The sequence below is a fragment of the Ruegeria sp. B10 genome (assembly GCF_056539825.1).
On sequence record NZ_JBQFVP010000012.1, the window covers coordinates 145,270 to 165,417 of the forward strand.

At 51.8% G+C, this 20,148-nt stretch carries 15 protein-coding genes; all 15 read right to left on the bottom strand.

Translation table 11 applies throughout. The features are described 5' to 3' along the window. Window positions 1–73 precede the first annotated feature (73 nt). Window positions 74–538 carry a GNAT family N-acetyltransferase gene (locus ACR0J4_RS17280; protein WP_480668750.1) on the bottom strand — a complete coding sequence of 155 codons (465 nt, stop codon included), beginning with the start codon at window positions 536–538 and terminating at the stop codon, window positions 74–76. A gap of 12 nt (window positions 539–550) precedes the next feature. After that, on the bottom strand, window positions 551–808 hold the full coding sequence (locus tag ACR0J4_RS17285; protein WP_170643474.1) for a YjhX family toxin: 258 nt from the start codon (window positions 806–808) through the stop codon (window positions 551–553). Between the two features lie 807 nt (window positions 809–1,615). After that, window positions 1,616–3,430, bottom strand: a complete 1,815-nt coding sequence (locus ACR0J4_RS17290) for an AIPR family protein (RefSeq protein ID WP_170462939.1) — start codon at window positions 3,428–3,430, stop codon at window positions 1,616–1,618. Then, window positions 3,427–4,443, bottom strand: a complete 1,017-nt coding sequence (locus tag ACR0J4_RS17295) for a PD-(D/E)XK motif protein (RefSeq protein ID WP_170643475.1) — start codon at window positions 4,441–4,443, stop codon at window positions 3,427–3,429. Before ACR0J4_RS17295 ends, ACR0J4_RS17290 begins: the two co-directional genes overlap by 4 nt. Then, on the bottom strand, window positions 4,427–7,291 hold the full coding sequence (locus tag ACR0J4_RS17300) for a Z1 domain-containing protein (RefSeq protein ID WP_170643476.1): 2,865 nt from the start codon (window positions 7,289–7,291) through the stop codon (window positions 4,427–4,429). Before ACR0J4_RS17300 ends, ACR0J4_RS17295 begins: the two co-directional genes overlap by 17 nt. After that, complete coding sequence (locus ACR0J4_RS17305) at window positions 7,288–8,754, bottom strand: ATP-binding protein (RefSeq protein WP_170462942.1); 1,467 nt, start codon at window positions 8,752–8,754, stop codon at window positions 7,288–7,290. Before ACR0J4_RS17305 ends, ACR0J4_RS17300 begins: the two co-directional genes overlap by 4 nt. 44 nt (window positions 8,755–8,798) lie before the next feature. After that, window positions 8,799–11,075: a sigma-70 family RNA polymerase sigma factor gene (locus ACR0J4_RS17310; protein ID WP_170643477.1), complete on the bottom strand. Its 2,277-nt coding sequence runs from the start codon at window positions 11,073–11,075 to the stop codon at window positions 8,799–8,801. 437 nt (window positions 11,076–11,512) lie between these two features. Continuing rightward, window positions 11,513–12,751 carry a type II restriction endonuclease gene (locus ACR0J4_RS17315; protein WP_480668751.1) on the bottom strand — a complete coding sequence of 413 codons (1,239 nt, stop codon included), beginning with the start codon at window positions 12,749–12,751 and terminating at the stop codon, window positions 11,513–11,515. Continuing rightward, the gene (locus ACR0J4_RS17320; RefSeq protein WP_170643478.1) at window positions 12,751–13,230 is read right to left on the bottom strand and encodes a DNA mismatch endonuclease Vsr; all 480 of its coding nucleotides are present in this window, start codon (window positions 13,228–13,230) and stop codon (window positions 12,751–12,753) included. The genes ACR0J4_RS17315 and ACR0J4_RS17320 overlap by 1 nt, the downstream gene beginning before the upstream one ends. Next, window positions 13,223–14,449 carry a DNA (cytosine-5-)-methyltransferase gene (dcm, locus tag ACR0J4_RS17325; RefSeq protein ID WP_170643479.1) on the bottom strand — a complete coding sequence of 409 codons (1,227 nt, stop codon included), beginning with the start codon at window positions 14,447–14,449 and terminating at the stop codon, window positions 13,223–13,225. The genes ACR0J4_RS17320 and dcm overlap by 8 nt, the downstream gene beginning before the upstream one ends. A 759-nt stretch (window positions 14,450–15,208) precedes the next feature. After that, a complete protein-coding gene (locus ACR0J4_RS17330) occupies window positions 15,209–17,338 on the bottom strand; it encodes an AAA family ATPase (protein ID WP_170462947.1) in 2,130 nt (709 codons plus the stop codon). Window positions 17,339–17,509: 171 nt separating this feature from the next. Then, a complete protein-coding gene (locus ACR0J4_RS17335) occupies window positions 17,510–17,791 on the bottom strand; it encodes a hypothetical protein (RefSeq protein WP_170643480.1) in 282 nt (93 codons plus the stop codon). After that, window positions 17,788–18,039, bottom strand: coding sequence for a helix-turn-helix transcriptional regulator (locus ACR0J4_RS17340; RefSeq protein WP_480668752.1), 252 nt, complete (start codon window positions 18,037–18,039; stop codon window positions 17,788–17,790). The genes ACR0J4_RS17335 and ACR0J4_RS17340 overlap by 4 nt, the downstream gene beginning before the upstream one ends. 115 nt (window positions 18,040–18,154) lie before the next feature. Then, entirely contained in the window at window positions 18,155–18,907 is a 753-nt protein-coding gene (locus ACR0J4_RS17345) for a hypothetical protein (protein ID WP_170747391.1), read from the bottom strand. 1 nt (window position 18,908) lies between these two features. Next, window positions 18,909–20,108, bottom strand: coding sequence for a phage integrase central domain-containing protein (locus ACR0J4_RS17350; RefSeq protein WP_170643481.1), 1,200 nt, complete (start codon window positions 20,106–20,108; stop codon window positions 18,909–18,911). Window positions 20,109–20,148: the final 40 nt, after the last annotated feature.

A 20,148-nucleotide genomic window follows, 5' to 3' on the forward strand; every position in this document is an offset into this window, starting at 1 on the left:
CAAGTTGTTGCATCGTAGCGAACGTCGGCTACGAAGTGCCGCCCGCCACAACGATGGCGGAGGGCTGTGCTTTTTAGAGGGCTTTGCGGAAGATGACCTTGTCGTCGCCATCGGCCCAAAAGTCTCGGATACGTGCTTCTTCTTCATAGCCATTCTGAGCGTAGAACTTGCGCGTCAATGCGAAGTCGTCAGTGCCAGACGTGTCTACGATCAAGATGCGTTGCCCCTTGTCCTTTAGGTGCTGCTCGGCTGCATGTACCAATGCCGCCCCAAGCCGTTTGCCTTGCAAATCTGGGCGCACCGCGAGGGCGAGCATGTTCCACGTCCCATTGGCGAGTTCCTCGGGAACCGTGTAGCACAGGCCCACGGCTTCTCCGTCGCTATGGCAGGTCAGCCAAAAGGCTTCTGTCTCGCCCGCCAATGACGGGGCCAGCATGTCTGAGAGCATCTCGCTCGGAAAAAGCTCTGTCCCATCCAGTACGGCCTGGAGCCCCGCAATGTCATCGGCGGAAGTGGCGTTGATGATTGGATTTGTCACTTTTTGTAGTCCTTATCGGTTGTCATACTGAGGGTTCACGGAACGAATGCCGAGCCTTGTGGCGCGATAGGGTTGTCCGTTTTCAGATTTGATGAACCGCCGTTTCTTAAGGCGGTCGAATAGCTTCAAGGAACATTCAGCCAGAACATGGCTGTCGCGAGTGAAGCAGGAAACTTCGCGCACTTTGCCGTTCGCCATGCGCTCAAAATGGATCGCTCCACCTTGCGCCAGAACGTGCAAAACACGCTGTTCGTGTTTTGAGATATTCAATGGATTGTCTCTTGGTCTTATATCAGCCGAAAAGGCATCCGGCATCTCGCGCGGAAGTCTTTTGGTTCAAATTGGTCCAATCAGGTGGACCTTAGCGGCGGGCCGCAATCGTAGACATAAAATCTCCATCGCCCTGCATCCGCGCAGCGCGTAGCCGGGACTTAGAGCGATAAGTACCAGTTGGCAAGCGGACATTTGGAAAATCAATGGCAAAGGCAGGAAAGTCCGCTTAACTTCCAATTGCTACTGGGTTCCAAATGTCCGGAATGCGCGGTTCGCAACGTGCCGCGTTTGCAAAAGACCGAATTGTGATCGACGGCAGCTCTGGGCTCTTTGCGTCGGTTAGTACCCAACTCGACGTGGGCGGGTAGCATTTTCCGAACGAGGCAAATGTGGTTTACAGACGCCGACCTAAGCCAACCAACAAAGCGTTCCAAGATTCAAAATAACTCAGGGCTGGTTTTGAGGCTATCGCTTAGCAGCAGGAACACTGTTCTGCAGCCCGGTGCTGCAAATCATATGAGCGCGAGTTTGTCTAGGCTCCAAGATCCTGATCTTCTCATGGTTTCACACTATGGCGCTGCCGTTACAGGTAAGATTCAGCCTCCAAGAGCAAAAGCGATTGAGCTGTCGTGTCCGAGGGATTGGGCAACGTATGTCGGCATCCTTTTTCCAGCACTCTTAAGGATCAAAAAAGCAGCTGAATGGTCGTTGGAAATGACCTATCGGTCGAAACAGAAGCTCCGCGGGGACCGCAATCTTAGGTGAGCAAAAAGAACCACTACTATCAGCCTTCAGAAACATCCATCAAGATTTGTCAAAGCTCTTTATCTCTGGAATTCTTGCAGACGGAACGTCAATCTTCACTTGCCTAACTCGGGCCCAAGTCTCAGCCCTTTTAGCCACTTCCGAAAACTGACGACCTGCACCAATCTCATTGAAGGCTTCGTTGACGCTTACTGAGCAATTCCAAAGCATCGCCTCCAGTTCGCGAGAGATCCCCTGCCGATGCCAAACCTGGTCGAGGTCGATAAGCTCGCCAAGTTGTTCAGCGATCAAGGCAACTGTGTAACTTGCAATATTAACATAGCCTTGCCGAAATATCGCTTTCGCCTCCTTCTTCTTTATCAAGCTCTCAATCGATTTGAACAGAATAACTTTGGCTATCAATCTTTTGTACCAAGTTGCATCAAGAGGTTCCGGTACGATAGTGGGGTCCTCATCAAGAGCTGCCATAAAAGCGGCAAAGTTCTTTTCTCCACCTAATGCTACTTGGGAAGGTAGACCACGCCAGCTCTCATGATACTTTGCCACATCGTTTTTTGTTAGTTTTCTGCGTGTTGGTATCATGGCGGTAACTTTACGCCGTTGCGCTGGGGTCCGCCCTTCGCGCAGCATCAGCACCTGATATGAACCCGCGGCGCGCTCATAAAACCACCGCCCCATTCCATCCGGACACCATGTGTCATTCGAAAGTTTTTCGAGCTGTATATGAAATGGTCGGTTGGCGGAAAGATCCGATGTTTTTACAGAATTCTGACTATTGGCAAACTTGGAGATATTGGAGATCAGATGTTCTCGTCCCTGTTCGTTCTCTCCTTTCAGAATAATGATCTTTGCCGGAACCATTACACGCGAAACATCAATTTCCCGATTGTCCCGTTTTGCAAAATAAATTGATGAAGTGGTTTGGCCTCCGTTGACGATCTGAAGCCCGCGGATCAATGAAATTCCAGTTGTGCCGTCTTCTCTTTTTGTAAGGAGCGCTTCATCACACACGACGACGAGACCGTTATTGAATGCCATAAAATGCCCAGGCTCTTTTGCCAGCGTTTCGGCTATGCCCTTATTCACTTTTCCTCTGGTTCCAAGGAAAGAACGCACGTTAGCTTCAAGGAGCATTGTGTTGTATCTTTCGTAAAGGCTTCTCACAATTTCACCGGGAATCGCGGCCAATGCATACTCGTAGTCCAATTCAGGATCCGGAACGTGAACACATGGAAGAGGTTTGCCCAAAGTTTGTTCGAAGCTGATAACGATTTCATCCCTGGGTTTTCCAGAGGTGTGCCGAAAGATACGTTCTATATCCATGGCCTCAACCTGGACCAACCGTCCGTCTACCTCCTGCGGCTTTAGGCGCTTAGACTTGGTTTGTGCGTCTGTGATTACAAAAATTCTTAGTTGATCCAGTTCCGCCCAATGGTTTTGCAACAACTCAACCAAAGGGATAATCTCACTTACTGGATCAAGACGAGGCAGCAACTTCCCGCGTGCACTTTGAACTGCAAAATTGACCGCTTGCTTGGCTGTGTTTTTGACTTCGCTATCCGCCAGTTTCTCCAATGAGTTTGAACCGAAATAGTGCGTAACGAAAAGATCAATCCTCGACTGATCGTCGGATACGCTATACCCCGAAATCCGAAGCTTTGAGTTTCCGACCGTACCTGTCCAGTGACAAAGTTCCGGGACTTCGCTAATGCCCGCTTCAGCAATGTCATCCATTACTAACTCGGCAAAAACCAACTCTTCCGACGGGTATTCTATGTCAGGGTTTTTAGCCCGCTCCTCAACAACACTGAGAACATGTTTTCGAAAGTCCTCGTGAAACTCGCTTAAGTTCATTGATCGATTGCGCCTAGTTGAGCCATCATTTTGTCCAAAGACAAACCGGCGGTTTCTATTGAATCAACATCCAGATCATAAACGACCTTTGTGATTTGGTTCGGAAGCTTTGCGCGCGCGAGCCTCGGGAAGCCTGGCTCCTCAACGTCGAAACAACGAACCTCTTCGACCGCAAGACAGCGTTGATACAAGGCCTCATGTTCTTCAAAATAACGGGACGCAAAGAGGCAAGCCTCAAATGATCTTACAGCGCCAACTGCCCTTGCCCTCTCCTTCAGTCTCGACACCAAACTGGGTAATGCCTCCCCGCTATCCTTGTCTGAAAACCGGATTGTGGCCAAAAACAACGGTGACCTGTCACAATCCAACTGCTCAATGCTATTAATCTTCGCCTTGAACCCAGCGGCAGCAGCAGTGCTTTTCACCTCGACAGCGCCCAACCCGATTTGAAAGTCCTGTGCTGCTCGAAAAGGGCCTTCCCACATGCCAATGGCGCGAGCCAGACCACCCACCGCATGCGACAATGACTCGAGAAAAACAAGCTCACCCATCAGTCCTGCTTGCTTCTCAAGTGAGAGGGGTTTTCGCCGGTCCGCCGCCATAAATTTCTGCCAGTCGCCGACGCGCTTGATAAAAGCGGGCAGCGCTGAGGCGGAAGAATTTTGGGCCGCATTCTCCACGCGGCGGAGAACGTCCACCGCCATCATCGCAAAAATATCGAGAGAGCCTTCAGCTGACTTCGCAAGTGTGATCAGACTATTGTCGTACCGCCCGCTTTCATCTTTGACGCGTTGAACTTCAAATCCTTGCCCGGTGGGAAGCTGAAGATTTCGAACCATGTTGTCAGCAGGAAATTGAATACCTACTGCTTCACGATTTCCGGGTGACACCCTACCCGCAACAAATTGAATTGCCCCCAAATCATGCAGGGCATGCATACGCGAGCCCTCTTCTCTATTCTCTGCAAGTGCTCTCCAAATTCTGTCCAAGCCCACCTCAGTCCACGAAATCATTCAAGCCCCCCCAAAACACAGAATTCGCCATGTAGCCGGCATTGCTCACTGTCCGACTGGAGCTGCTCCCGGGAAGACTTATCGCCCAAGCGAGAATCGGTTCCGCACCATTCAATCGCGCCTCACCGCTCTTTGCCGGATCCGGGTTAACCAGATAGAGAAGCAACAACCCGCGTTCGGTCGCAGGTGACAAGCCATAGTCTGTAGCGTGAGGGCCAAGGATGTGTCTGATTGCCGGTCCTTTTGGCTCCTCGGGCTCCTTGGCCCCTTCATTTCTGTCGCGATCATTTCTCCACGTTTTATGGCTGTGTTGTAACGCGGCGCGCCACTGAGCCTCAGATAAATCAATTGATTGATCCCAGGAAGAAATCAGTGTCTTTATCGAGAACCTGTCTTCATGTTTTGCAGAAGACTTCCTTTGGAGCATATTTACTTCAAGGCCGGCAAGAGTTCGTATTGCATCCTTTCCTCCTGTGCCAACCAGAGCAACCGTCCAATTAGTTAACTCACTATCTTTGTTCATTTCCTCAATAAATTCGGCGATCAACGGCGAAACCACTCGGAATGACGAAGGGTGAGTGCGATAGTTTCGCAAGAACTCGATAACTTTTGACGATTGAATACTGCGCCAAAGATGGCCGTTCCAGCGATGCAAGCCAGGATCATAGGCTTGATTGGTCAGCGGAATAGGATCCCCTAAGCTTTCAACAAATACGTCACCCGCTTGCAGGTTCGCTAGCAATTCATCTTTATCGAGAGGAAATGTAATTGTCTGAAGAAGGTCGCCAGAGAACGTAAGTCGGATTGGTTTGGCGCTTTTCATTTTGGCGCGCGAGGTAACAGTCAGAATGGAGTGAGACTTAACACGAAGGCCAAAATCCTTTGGCGTCATACCAGCGGCAACCATATTGTCGAATTCCTGGCGCAGCTCTTCGGCGGCATCAGCAATGTGCCCGAACCATTGAATCATTTCATGCGTTGTATAGAGACGACACACGTCGAGGTACCTGTCACGATATCCGAACCAACGTCCCATCTGCATCAGTGTGTCATACATCTTTGCGGTTCGAAGAAAGTAACTCGTACACAGGCCTTCTAAAGTCAAACCGCGAGCAAGCTTATCGCCGCCAATCGCAATGACTTTCAAACCCGTGGCATCATTATCTGCGTAGTCCAAGGCCTCTTTGGCCGACCCATTGATCTCCTTGACATCAATATCTTCGAGCACTTCAGGCAGCACATTCTGAATATCTGCCCAGCTTTGAATATCGCATTCCTCGTCTTCCGAAAACGCTTCACGAATGCGTTGCATTGAAGGCATATATTCATTCTCAAACTCGTAGCGCATCAAGCTTTCGGTTTCGGCTAGGTCAATCCTTCTCACGAACCGTCGTCTCAAGCTGTTAACGTACTGAGAAACCTGCGCAACAATTTCGGATTGAACTGAAGTGAAGCGAGATACGTGAATTAGCATAGAAGAGTGTTTTCTACCCTGGCCACGTATCTTTCTGACAGCGCAAGCGTAGATGAAGCTTCTGATCGCTTCTTGTAAACTATCAGGCAACCGCGCTTCACCTGAGATTCTTGGTAGATGACCGTTTTTGTGGCGTTGTGGCATCCATTCCAGGTAGTCGTCTTCCAACGGACGGATAAGGGGTAGCTCTTCTGCGGCACTCGATGATGAACCAAACACACGACCAGGCCCCACATAGTTCGTCGGTGCAGCAAGGTTTGTTATGAAAGCGGAAGGAAAAAGATCGGGGCCGTGCTCGTCAGTTGCACCTCGATCATGAATGAAAATATTTGCAAACGGAGTAGCGGTGTAGCCGACATATGCTTTCTTTGTAAACGAATGCAGCAACTGCCTGATCAGGCGATTGATGGTCGTCGGCTCATGTTCGAGGTCAGGTTGCCCGAATTCATCGACGGGTTTCTCACCTGTATCTACAGAACCATGATCAGATTCATCATCAATAATCAAAAGCGGCAACTTTGAAACCAACCGCCTCCCGGTTTCCGGATCTTTCATGTCATAGGCATGATTCTGGACCCAGTAGAGCAGCCTCTCAAGAACCGTTTTGTTCTTCTTTACCACAAACAGCCATGGTCGCTCTTCCGGCTTGATGGCTAGTTTTCTGGCCGTCGCCTTGTCAAAGTCGCCTCTGTCGGATCGATTTGTTGCACAGTTCGGTCGGATATGCGGGTCATTGTCCAGCTCTCCAACTCCGGTCAATGGTAATTCATCGACATTCGCCAGGGTCGCATAGCCGAGGAAGCCCTCATCTAGCCGAATTTGTGTTTGCGATCGCAGATTGTTGTGAAGACCCGCGAGCACGATTATGATTTTGTACCCGGCGTCCGCGGCTTTGCAGATTAACCCAGTGTAATTACCAGTCTTCCCAGATTGAACATGCCCAACTACCAGCCCCCGTCTGTCCCATGCTCCCTCACGGTTAGGGTCTTCCAGGTTGCCCAAGACTTCATCAGTCGCGCGGTCCAATTCCTCAACAGCCAACAAGGGAAGTTGCGTTTCGAGATGCTCTGAATAGCGCCGCCAATACCGCCAGTCGCTCTTTCGCTCAGCGACGAGCCAGGGAACATGATCTTCGCCACTGGAAAGAGTAGCGCTCTTACCAATGCCGTGGCTGGAACGCCTGATCAACTCGTCGATAAGCTCTTCCCGATTGACTATACCGAACTCCTCGAACATGAGAATTTCCAGCTTCTGCAGTTCCTGATCAATAAGATCGGGTGTCAAAACTTCACCTGATTTCTCGATTCTTCTTCGCAGCAACGTTTGCGCCATCTTTAAGATGTCGTTGAATGCCTTTTGCTCGATAAGGCTCATGTTGTTTTCTCCTGAGTCCCCAGTTGCGCCACCAGTTCCGGGTAGCGATCGAACGGGTTAGTACGGCCTATTCTCATTCTTGCTTGTTCTTTCGTTAGCCCGCTTGAATGAACCAAAGCATCAAACAGGGCATTCATGGTCTCGAGCACAGTTTCGTCGGGCGCATCATCAAAGGAGCTCTGAGGCGGATCGTTATCTTCAGCTGTGTCCAACCAAATTCGTTGAACTGGCACTGTGCCTTCAATTAAGCGAATAAGCGCCTCCAAGTCTTTCTTCAGCGGACCGGAGCGCTCAAGGATAGATCTCACCAGGTCATGTTCCCTCGAAATTCGGTATGTCGTGCCGTCAGACTTTTTGTAGGCAGACCAGACGTCTCTCACCGCTCCCGAATTTTCGGAAGCGTCTGCAATCAACCTGCCTCGATGGGCAAATACTTTCCGCGCACGCTCTCTCGTTTCAGCAGCCAGTCGTTGGAGATCCGCTCTGAGATGCACCGGGGGCGTCGCAGTGGATTTTATAATATTGATATTCCACTCTGCATCCGCCGAGTTTGGAATATCCAACCGCAGGCGGGCAAGTTTGTGCGGTTCGTCTCGTGTGAATATCCGGCCCCGCGCATCTCTCAGACGGAGCCATCCACCCAATGCCAACAGGCGACGATTACGGTAGATGTAAAAGCCTTGTTGCGATGTCCACCCGTTTGGACCGGCAGCGGCTGAGAATTCTTTCTCGGACAGCCGGTCTTTGTGAGGAAGAACATGGCATTGTACGACCACGTCTCGCTTTGGTCCAAGGAGATAGTCGGTTGTCTCGTAGGACTTGCTGGGGTGCCCCTTCATAAAGGGATCCCAAGGCTGAACGGGCCTGCCGTTAAGATGAATGCTCACTGATTTATCTTCGATCAATCGGTGAAATGTCATCCCAAGATGCTGATCAACACCATCTGCCAACTCAAGCATATCGTCAGGGCCAAAGCCTCTGGTAACGACACGATCCAATGACTGCCAAACGACAACCGTTCCGCTCGCCATTTGATCCAATGGGCTGAGCAAATAGTCTGAGTCAGTTGCTGGGCCTTCAAACAAAGGCCAGTCACCATATTTAGCGTCATTGAAACTATCCAGATCCCATCTGAGACAGGAAACCTCCGACGAGATTGTCTTACTGGCGACAGTTAAGCTGCGCGCCTGGGAAAAACTTGCTGTCTTCAATCCCATGCCGAAGCGACCAAGATCGTTGCTCGCACGAGCATCTCGAGGATCCTTGGCGCCCAATTGCATGGCTTCTTCAAGCTCAGAATCCGGCATTCCCCGACCGTCATCGACTATCCTGATCCAGCTGTTTTCACTGGCCCATTCAATCGAGATTTCGATAGTCTTGGCTCCAGCCGAAATGGAGTTGTCCACAATATCGGCAATCGCAGTGGGAGTGGAGTAACCCAGCCCCCGCAGAGACTCGACCATGGCCGACGCTTTCGGCGGTCTATTCCTCGCCATTCCCACCATTTTCAAAGACGTTCTCTAAGCTGTTTAAGCCGGGCGGGATGTCTGGCCCAGTCCAACGCTTTTGCCTCGATCTGCCTGATACGTTCACGCGTAACACCATAAATCTGACCAACTTCTTCGAGTGTCATTTCGTCTCCGGAGAAACCGAAGCGCTTAATCAAAATATCACGGCGTCGTTCGGGCAGCTCTGCGAGAAGATCCGATACAACTGCAGTCCTCTCGACGAAGTTAAAGAACACTTCTTCACCGTCTGGCGCTGTGTCGAAGGCATCCACCTGCGATGCATGAAAAGTTGAAGCAAAGCGCGGTACGTCAAGCAATTCTTTTATCTTGGCGATCGGCTCACCCATATCCTTTGCAACTTCGTCAAGCGTTGGCTTACCTGAATTACGCTTCTCAAATGCGGCAACAGCTCCGTCAAGCCGGCGAAGGTCTTCATGCCGGTGGACGGGAATTCTGATCGTTTGACTGCCATCCAGTTTGGCACGGCTTACAGCCTGCCTGACTGAATACTGCGCGTAGGTCATGAAGCGATTTCCGGAACGAAAATCGAATTTTTCAACTGCGCGTTTGAGCCCAAAGAACCCTTCTTGAAAAGCGTCGTCAGACTCAAGTTTAGAGTCGGAGAGCCGCGTAGATATTCTCCTCATTTCACTGAGGTAGATTTCCACCGAACTGTGCACCGCGCGTTCAAACTCCTCCAGTGCAGCAAGTACTGCCTCTACGCCGTCTATCTGATCCGCGTTTTTAGAACTCGTGTCGCACAGGGAACGTAAGAATTTAGGTGTTACGGCCATCGCTTTCAGCGACCGTACACACGAGGACGTCTGTTGGCCCAGCGAACTTTCCTCAGCCAATATTGCACTGGAGAACTTCTCAAGACCGGCTGCAAACCTGTTTCTCACATCGCAATGCCTTTGGGCGTCGAAACTAAGACTTGTCAGCACTGACGGATTAGCCCGACCGTCAACAACGTCTTGACCAACCGAAATAACTTCTCTGGACAAGTACTTGCTTGAAACCAATGCCCGGTACATGGCTTCAATAGAAGCTTCAATTTTTAAGAAAGTCTGCTCCTCTTCACGTCTGGAAACGAAGCTGCGCCTTACGCCCGGGCTCAAATTGCTTCCGCAACAAATTGACTGGAGCAGTTCAACCAACTCATCTTCATCATACGAACCCAACTCGAATGTAAGCTGTACATCGCTATGTTCGTTTGGATCTCTAAAAAGATCCAATGTCTCCAGTTCTCGACGGATATTGTCGGTCAGAGCATCGAATTCAAAGCTTCCACGGCAGAAGCTCACCAATTCCTCGATTTGCTCAACATAAGCGCCACCATTTGCTACAGTTTCCGAGACCCAGTCCCTGACAAGCGCCTCGTCGATCGCATAGTGCTCCGACCACGGAGCCTCCGCGAAATGATGAGATTTACGACCATGATGAACTTCAAGAAAACTTCGAAACCTAGTCTTCTCCGGGTCCTTAGCAACAACAAGATTGCCCGGTGCATGCAGGTCGTCGGCCTCAATCCTCTTGGCAAAATTCCCCGTCGCCCAGTCGCTCGAACTATCATCGTCGTCATCGTTCAGAGCAGTAATAGTTTCGTCGACGCTCTCAAAGTCAGCAGACCACTCGGCCAGATCGAGATCGGAATGAAATTCATCAGCATCTTGAACCGTGTCAAAATCAAGCTCAGCGTAGTCTTCGTCACCTATCAGGCTATCCGTTGCGAAATGTAGGGAATCTGACACGTCTGCAGCGGACTTCTGGGCGGCCAATGTTTCTTTGGCATCCTTTCTGCGCAGCTGCAAATCTGGTCCAGTGTCTTGCCACGAGTTTAAAGAACCCTTGTTGAAGTCGTTTGCTGGATTCTGTTCAGCGGCTGTACCCCTGAAGTTTACCTCTGCAGCGTCAGTCTTTGTTCCAACCCACCCGAATTCGGGTTCCACAATACGGGCGCTGTCCAGAGAAGAACTATAACTATTGCTCTGCATTTGGCTGTCTTTAGCTGAGGTGCCCTTAACCCCAATACCACTGAGCTCAGTGTTTGCGCTCAGCTCACTAAGCTCAGGATCCCTGTGCCTCTCGCTTTTGAGGAAATTGCTGTCGGAGTTTGCCACCATAGCAGGCATTGTTTCCGAAGGAGCATGTTCTAATTGCGACGACTTGTGAGTTTTTGTTTGGCCAGTGCTATTTTGATCTGAAAATAATTGACCAAAGATTTTTCTACCAAAATCTCTGAGCAAACTGCCCATTTTTCTCGCACCTTCAACCATTCGTTTTATATCAAAATGAGAATATGATCACAAATTTGTGAGTTCAACACAACGACCGTCACCCACTAAAACTTACGTCGCGTCACCACTGCCAAAAATACCTCTAATCGGCAAGCGTTTCGAATGCTTCGACCGGAATCTTCTACCGCTCTAGTTGCATATTCTCCCACCAATGCTTTTCATGACGGTCACCATGAATTTTGATGCTCTGCAGATTTTTTGCGGGCGCTCAGGGTGACGAAACTGGAACTGCTCTGCCAGCTTCCGAGGCTTTTCCACCAGAGACAAATTCGTTGAACCAGATATCACCTGAAGTCGGGCGCCAATCCGAAGCAGGTTTAATCACCCTCCGGATTTCGTCTTGTCCACAATTCACGCTGGCGTTGTCACATTTCCCGGGACCTTCGTGCCATTTCGCAACACTCAGCTTACTACTTTCAGATCAACCGCAACTGCCGCCCACGCATGTCTCTTACGATCTCCAGAAAGTCTGCCATCTTCATCAGCCAGGTTCGTTGGTCTGGGCTATAGGTACGGTGCAGAGAAGCTGGCAGAACCAGTTGCAACCCCTGTGTCTGCATTTCACTGGTCTGAACTTTGGATATTGCCGGCTCCAGCGTAAGCAAATGCTTGGTGCTGATCCGGTCGGCTTCCGACAAAACCTGCCGCCATCGGTCTTTACAACTGGTCTTTACCGCCAACATGACCAACTGGTCACCGGGAAACTGGTTGTCGGCGTATTCTTCCTCGCCGGGAAACAAAAAATCCGCAGCATGACGTTTCTCAGTCGTGGCCTCACGTGTATAGCTCATACCGTGCACATGGAGAACCGCTTCTACATGGTGACCAAATGCGTAGCCAGCCCGCGATTTTCTCCGGTTCTGCACACTCAGAGAAAAGCTCAAAAACTCATCGACATCGGCTTCTTCAGCAGTACTAAAACCTGATTTCAACCGGGTTGAAACAATTTCGCGTTCCAAATGCCGGAACAAAGCTTCTTCATGCTCCATCCAGGCGACCAGTGCACCGTCAGGGTCCGCCAGAGGATCAATCTCTGGTAACGTTTCCCGAGCGAATACCGAAAAAGGAATGGTTCCGGGAAATTCTCGCCCAAACTTTTTGATCAGTAAATCGAACGCATCAGGTTCGGGTTCCTCCACAGTGATGCCAAGCTCTGACAGAACGCTTCGCGCCGGGTACCCAAGTTCGATGTTGCTGTTATGATCAATCCGCCTGGCGACTGACCGGCCATCATTCAGCTCCAGCCCGAACAGCCAGAGCAGTTGCTGGCCGATTGTGGAACCCTGGGGCGCTAAAACTACCAGGAGCCCACTGTCTTTACGACGTGCGATTATCAGTTGATCTCCCGCCTTTGCGGACCGCACAACCGGACGAGCATCAGCAGAGTAGTAAAGATGGTATTCTGCTGATCGCTTTTCATCATCGCGCCTCACGTCACTCCAGGTGCAGAACGATCGGACAGGTTCAGTTGGTCTGTCCAGTTCATCTGTAACCCAAAAGAAATCTGCCGCCATTTCGAGTTTTTCGTCCGATTCCCCGAGAAATGCTTTGAAACTCTTTACGCCCTGAAACTCGTGCTGTTTTGCCAGTTCATTTGCGGTGAGAACTTTGGCTCCGGCCCCGTCAAACAGATCTGATAGTACGCCGAACTGCATCAGTTCCTCACCGAAGCATGATCGTCAGGCAGTGCCTCAAGTTTCAGGTCACCTTCGTGTTCCTCAAGCCATTCCAATACGGCATCAAGTATCTCCCCGAGAGGTCGGCGCCGACGGCCCTTTAAAGCGCATTCCCAGACGGTTCCGATGCGCCACCCGGCTTTGTGCAGAGCCTCTATGACGCGTTTGTCGCGTGCAACATTGGTCCCGATCTTTTCACGCCAAAATTTTTCCCGTGTTCTCGGCCATTTAAACAGATGGCAATTGTGGCCATGCCAAAAACACCCGTGGACAAATAGAACGCAGCGAAACTTTGGGAAGACCAGGTCCGGTCGCCCGGGCAATTTCCGGTCGTGCAGTCGGTAGCGCAAACCACAGGCATGAAGCCCACGGCGGATCAACATTTCCGGATTTGTGTTTACCCCCCGAATTGCCGCCATATTGCGGCTGCGGGTTGCCTTGTCATGTACGTCAGCCAACTTTGCGTCCAGCCTCTGCCCTTATTTCCAGCTGGGACAGAATATGCGGGCGCATTAGCCGTGCAACCTCAGCAAAAACCGGTACGGCGACTGAGTTACCGAATTGCTTGTAAGCCTGAGTATCGGACACCGGAATTCGGAATTCATCGCTATATCCCATGAGCCTCGCGCATTCGCGTGGTGTGAGCCGGCGTGGGTTCTCTCCTTCGCCGCGGCTCACCAGTATTTCCGAACCGTCTTTGTAATAACGAGCGGACAATGTCCTCGAGATGCTGTCGCCATCTACCAACCCAAAACCAAAGCCATTCCCTGCGGCCTTATGTTTTGCGGCATATCTTTGTAGGTAATCCCACAACTTGTCTGAGAGCGTATATTTGTCGCTGACAACTGCATCACAGCCGACAGTAAAATGCCCTTCGGGTTGTTCTGTGCCGTTCTGCGGGTGAAAGATATCACGCATTCTCTTATGCCCACGCGGGGGCAGGAACAGATCTTCGAAAGAGAATGAGACTTCGGATCGGAAACCAACCAATACGATTCTCTGGCGATGTTGCGGGACAAAATGAGCGGCATCTATGACCTGCGTATGCAGAGTATAACCCAGTTCTTCGGTCAGCTTGCGGCAGATGACCTTGAAGGTTCTGCCTTTATCGTGACTTCTCAGGTTTTTTACATTCTCCAGCAGAAATGCGACCGGGCGATGATGCTTCAAAACCCGAAGCACATCAAAAAAAAGAGTTCCTTGTGTTTCATCTTCAAACCCGTGGGCGCGTCCCAAAGCATTTTTCTTGGAAACACCGGCAATTGAGAAGGGCTGGCATGGGAACCCGGCTACAAGAACGTCGTGGCCCGGGATCGCCGCTGCATCAACCTCGCGGATATCACCGGCGATCGGCCTGTTATCAGCAAAATTCGCCAGGTAGGTCTGTTGAGCGAACTTGTCCCACTCAGACGTAAAGACGCAGCGTCCCCCCGCGCCTTCCATCGCCTTTCGCAATCCACCGATGCCAGCGAAGAGATCAATGAAGCTAAAATCGCCCGCTCCGCTGACAGGGCGTCGGGCTTTAATCTCCAGCTCCAGCAAGCGAGTGACGCTTTCTCGCGGCTTTTCTTCACCCCTGATCCACCGATAAATATGACCTTCAGAATACTCGAGGTATTCAGCAGCTTCCGGGACCGAATAGCCTGCTTTTTGCAAAAGGATTCCGAAGTCTGTCATTGCTGCTCACACCCTGGGTATTTTTCTGTCATTATGTCGGGAGGCGACCCGCTTCGCAAGAACATAGTGCGTACATCTGGTGCAAATTTCATCTTGCACCACTGCATCCAGGTGGCGGACAATACGTTAAACAGTGCGTCTCTGGATCAAACCAGCGCCTGAACACCCGGCAACAAAACATACGAATTTGCTGCTGGGTGGGCCAGATTTCATCTCACGGCAACGCGTCTGAGCCGAACTCATTCCTCAGCTCGAATCGGTAAACAGTACCGGCTCAGAAAGGCTCTGCGTAAACCGATCAGAACGGGTGTCTCATACTGGCTTCCAAAAATTCTTGAACACCGGGCTCAGCGCCACCCGCGTTATTGAATAGTAACCAGATGGGACCCGTTTCAATTGATCGCGTTCTGCACAGTCGGGACCTTATACTTCGCAGTCTGATTGCGTCTGTTTTTACAGCGACCGTTGCAGCCAATCCGAACCACACGCCTGAACAGGTTCCCCACCACTCTGAGATCTGTTTCTCAAGCTCAGGTGTCAGGTTTTCCCGCCCCCTGCGGGGACAGCGGCCCCGCCTTAAGGGGCCCGTCACCCCCCGTAGGGGGGTAGTGTTTGAACAGGCCCGCCTGAACCCGTTTGCAGGCTAAATGACGGCTATATCAGAGGTGTTCGAAGCCCGAATTAAGGGCGTTAGAATGCTGATTTGGGGGTTTGAAACACGTTTGAACTCCGGTCCGTTTTCAGTTTCCTTTGAAGTTTCTAGCCACCTGTGAAACCTCCGTGGCTCCTGACCAGCCGTGTCGTCTGTCGCGAAGGCGGCCCAAACTTCTCAGCTGACAACCGCTCGTCCTGGAGCAATTCCTTCATGGCTTGCACGAGGCGCGATTTGCCGATTCCCATCGTTTTTGCTTGCGCCTCGAACAGGGCGGGCGCGTAATTGGCACCGGTGTAGGGAGAAACTCTCTGACCGGCTTCCGTAGCTTCATCCAGCAACCGAAGAAACGCCATCTCAGCCTTTACCTGCAACTCAGCTTCATCGTCTTCAGATACTGCATCGAACACGCCGTTCCGCCACCGCAGTGTAATCTGACCACCAATTCTGCCGTAGTTCGATTTCATCGTTTCAAGGATGCGAGCATCAGCGTCGGATTCGCAGCCGTTTTCTTTAACCCGGCGAAGATACAGACGAGAGCGAACCGAGTTGTTCCATGCCATGGATCCGCCGGTTCCGGTCCCGGATGTAATACCCGATAGAGAGGGGTGAGCGAGCAAGAGGACGGTGCAATTGTAACGAACACAAAGTCCCCTCAATAGGGTGATGAACTGCCTCGCATGGCTTTGATCATTTTGATCACCACTATGCAGATCGGCAAGGGTGTCGAGGACGACAAGTCCGGGGCTTGCACTTGAAATGGCTGTCTCCAGTTTCTTGAAAATGTTGGTCCGGCGCATCTTTCCACTTCGCCGGTCCAGGTCCGCCAGAATGGCCCCCTCTCCTGCCAAAGATCGGAACAAGAGATCCGGCAGGTCGGAAAACGAGATACCGAAAGCTTCCGTTACCGACGCCATGCGACGGTGCAATTCATCCCGTTCGTCTTCAGCAGAAATATAGACCACTGGACCAGGGCGCTGCACGGTGTGTCCGATCCAGTCGATCCCTGTGGCGGCCGCCACGGCAAGCTGCAAGGCAAGAAGTGATTTTCCGGTTCCGCCGTCACCGCCTAGCAGCGACACCGTGCGATGAGGGATAAGAGCCGGAACCATCCACTCACGCGCAGGCACGACTACGCCATCAAAAATGCTTGCTGCTTCCAGGAAGCCAGCCTCCCGATCCTCAGCTTTACTGATCACCGGGTCTTCACCCAGAAGCTCTGCAATGCTCATGCTGCTCAGCGGTGCAGTGTCATCGTCCCATTCTTCATCTCCTACAGCCGGATCAAATGGCTTCCTTACGCCTGCCTTAAGTTGAGCGTCGATGATCCGTTCTACCTCGGCTTCATTTCCGCCAGCGTGGTCCTGAAGATATCCGTTTTCCACCATGGCCGGCAGGAAAGCCTCTGTAACCTGATCCCGCGTAACGAGGCGGTTAGCGAGGAGGCCCCCGGCCAGATAGGCCTCCCGACAAAGACTTGCATTCCTCGCGGCTTCGGTCTTCGAAAGCCGTTCGGCGGCACTATCCAGCATTCGAGCGGCCTGTGCGGTCTTCCAGGCATCACCCGATAGATCGATGGCGACACCGGGCGTGTTCTCTTTCAGTCTGGTTGTACCGATCGCGCATTCATCGAGGTCAGTACAGAGATCTAAAAAGCGACCATTGACCGTTCGGGCCACAGGTGGCGGCTTGCCCGCAACCGCTCCGAACGCGAATGACTGAGAGGCAGTAAATGACTCTCGTGCCAGCACATTACCCAGAAGTCCGTTAATGCGAGCGACCATTGGAGCGCGCTCAGCTGGAGTAATTTCCTGCGAAAACGGGCAGAGAATGCGCCAGCGGTTACCGTTTTCATCCTGCTGATGAGACGGGGTTGTATAGATAAACGCGGCTACGCCCGCATCTTCCAGGGCAACAGCTGCTTCTTCAACTGACATCTCACCGGCATCATAGTCGCACTCAATCCCGGACACCGCCAAAAGCGCGCTGTTGTGCCGGTATGATCCGCGCTCCGTTTTTTCACCGGAGAACCGCGCCAGCTTTATATGACGCATGCCGTCTTTGGACTGGTGCACATTGTTCGCTATACGCGCCGCCAGCTCCCTGACAGACATCGTGCCTTCCTTCATTCTGAGTGCACGTCGGTTGGCAAACACCGTAACGTGTATAGGAATGTCGAGAGGGTTTTGACGGACTATCGAGTCCTCGTAATCCACCGCTTTTTTCAGCGTCTTCATTGGCTTGCCTATTTTGAGGGTTGCGCGCACACCTTTCTTTCACCGCCGGTGACTTACGTCGTCTTTTGGCTGTGGGGTAGAAATCAGATCCGCGTAGTCTGCAAACTTCTTGTTGTTCCCGATGCAGTGTCCTCCTCATAAGGAAAACACCGCAGGCTGTTTTTTTGTAAATCAGAGACCGTCGTCGACAACGTGATCAAAGGGCCGTTCAGTCAGAGGTCTGAGAAAATACGAGTCCTTTACAGCGAGTGGGAATTCCGGTCGTTTCAACACGGCAAATATCGCGTATTGCGCTCCCCACTCTTCCTCAATTTTTTTTCGAGCGGCTACCTCGGTCTGCGCAAATTCCAAAGCCTTACGGCTGTTCCAGCCGAAATAGACCAGCTGCTCTGTGCGAGCTATCTCGTAAGTGTCCCAGTATTCTGAGGGAATTTCCGGAAGATGGGTCATCATTTCAGTTGCCCTTTCTCACACAAAGCCCTCGCTCGGTCCTGTACAAACGCGTCCAGCCAAGTTTCTGGCATTGCTGAAGCGCGTTCACTGAGTTTGATAAACGGCGGAAAACGTCCTTCTGAGATCATCTGGTAAATCTGACTTCGGGAAAGTCCGACGCGGGAAACGACCTCCTGCGGACGGAGCATTTGCCCGCCTGGAACAACGTCGCTCCAGCTTCGATCGTTTTCGGGTGATTGAGCCTGCATTCTTTGTCTCCTGTTGTTCAGGACCGGGGCATGCCGGTCAGCTGTGGAGATCATTGTGCAGGAACGTGCGAACAAAAAAAAATCACCGGGTTCAGAGGTTTGCGAAATTTGGTGTTTATTGACAGCCTTGCCAAATCTGGGACTCATAAAACCTGCAGTTCACTTCCCAGAGCTTTTTGCCGTCAGTGCTTGAAACACTGTTTTTCCATTCGTTTATCTTTTTTCGGAGGGCTACCATCGAGTGGAACTGCCAGTCCTCCATGTTAACCCCCTCAATTTCCGAGACCACGAACAGAGTCTCCGCATTCCTGGACAATTTTACTTCGTATAAAATTTCTCTCACAAACATGACGGCCGCGCTAAGCTCAGTTTTTGTGCCCGGATTGAATGTTGGCGTTGGTTCTTCATGAAATAAAGCCGCATACAAGCCCAGAGTCTCCGGATAAAAGTTCGCCTCCCACCACTTCTGCGGAAGCTTTTCGTTCAACTCTTCCGAACGCTTAAACCTTGAGATTGTCTCTTCGAGTTGCTGTCTGAGTTCATCGCCAGCAGTCCTGTACTCGAAACCAAGCTTGTTCAACCTTTCGACTACGTCAAAGTACCTGAGGGCGGCGGCAGCGTCTGCAAAGAACTTTTTCTCATTGAGGCCCAAAGCCTGTTTGAAGTGCCCTTGCATCGAAATCGCGACAGTTTCGTTAAGAGCGCGCCGCGCTCTTTCCGATACCTCAGCACTAAACGAGGCAGGAAAGACTTTCTTCGGCGACCTTAGCCGGTGCCTGACGATTTCGCAGGTCTTTTCCAGAACGCGCTCAAAAGCCTCACTTGTAATCCAGTCATCGGCCGTAATCAGATCTGCAATCCGAACCACGTCACTGCTCCGCCGCATCAGTTCGAAGCTGGTCGAGTTTTTCAGCCCACCAATCCGCCATCCGAATACGCTCCTCCCAGTGTTCTCCCCGAACATAGGCGCGTCGCACGTCGTTGCCCTCAACATGGGCCAGAGCGCGTTCAACCGCGTCTGCAGCCCACAGGCCGCTCTCGTTTGCGAAGGTGCTGAACGTTGCTCTGAAGCCGTGTGCGGTTATCTGATCGGACGAGTACCCCATCCGTCGGAGTGCAGCGTTCAGAGTGTTTTCCGACATGGGTTTCTTCCAGGAGCGCGCGGAGGGGAAAAGATAGTCACTTGTTCCCGTATGCCAGTGCAGCTCTTTCAGCTGATCCAGCGCCTGCCGTGGCAACGGAACACGGTGAGGGCGGCGCATTTTCATTCGTTCCGCCGGGACACGCCATGTCGCCTCCTGACGCTCAAATTCATCCCATGTCGCCAGTCTGAGCTCTCCGGGGCGTGGGGCCAGAAGGGCAAGCAGATGCAGCGCATGTTTTGTCGCAGGCTGACCCGAGAAAGCATCGATCCGGTTCAGAAGCAGGCCAAGCTCTTTCGGATCAAGAATCGCTGATCTGGAACGCACCTGTGGACGGACAAGCGCGCCCTTCAGCGCCTCTGTGGGATCTTTATGCGCCCGCCCGGTCGCAATTGCATATCGAAACACCGAGCCGATCGTACTCCTGAGCCGGCTGGTCGTTTCATACGTCCCTTTGCTCTCAACCTGCCGTAGCAGGCGCAGAACATCCGGGGTCTCTATCTGCGCAACAGGGCGCTCTGAAAGCATCGGCTCAGTCTGACTGACGAGCCAGTTCAGCTTCTTCAAAGTAGCTGGCGCCCGTCCTTCTTTTTCGAGCTTTGCGACATACTCCCGGGCCACCACGCCAAAGGTCACTGCGCGTTCCCGTTCGGCCTCAATCCGTGCCAGTTTCCGCTCCTCTCCCGGGTCTTTGTCTTCCAGCAAAAGCAACTTCGCGGCATCACGTTTTTCGCGTGCAAGTTTGAGGCTGACGAGGGGGTAAGGACCCAGAGACAGGAGCTTTTCTCTACCCCCAAACCGGTACTTGAGTCGCCAGAGCCTGGACCCACCCGGATTGATCAGCAGGTGCAAACCACCCCCATCGAATATTTTGTAAGGTTTTTCGCGGCTTGCGGTGTTTCGGATGGCTGTATCGGTCAGTGGCATGGGAACAGGAATCGAATTAATGTGGTTTTGAAAATACCCC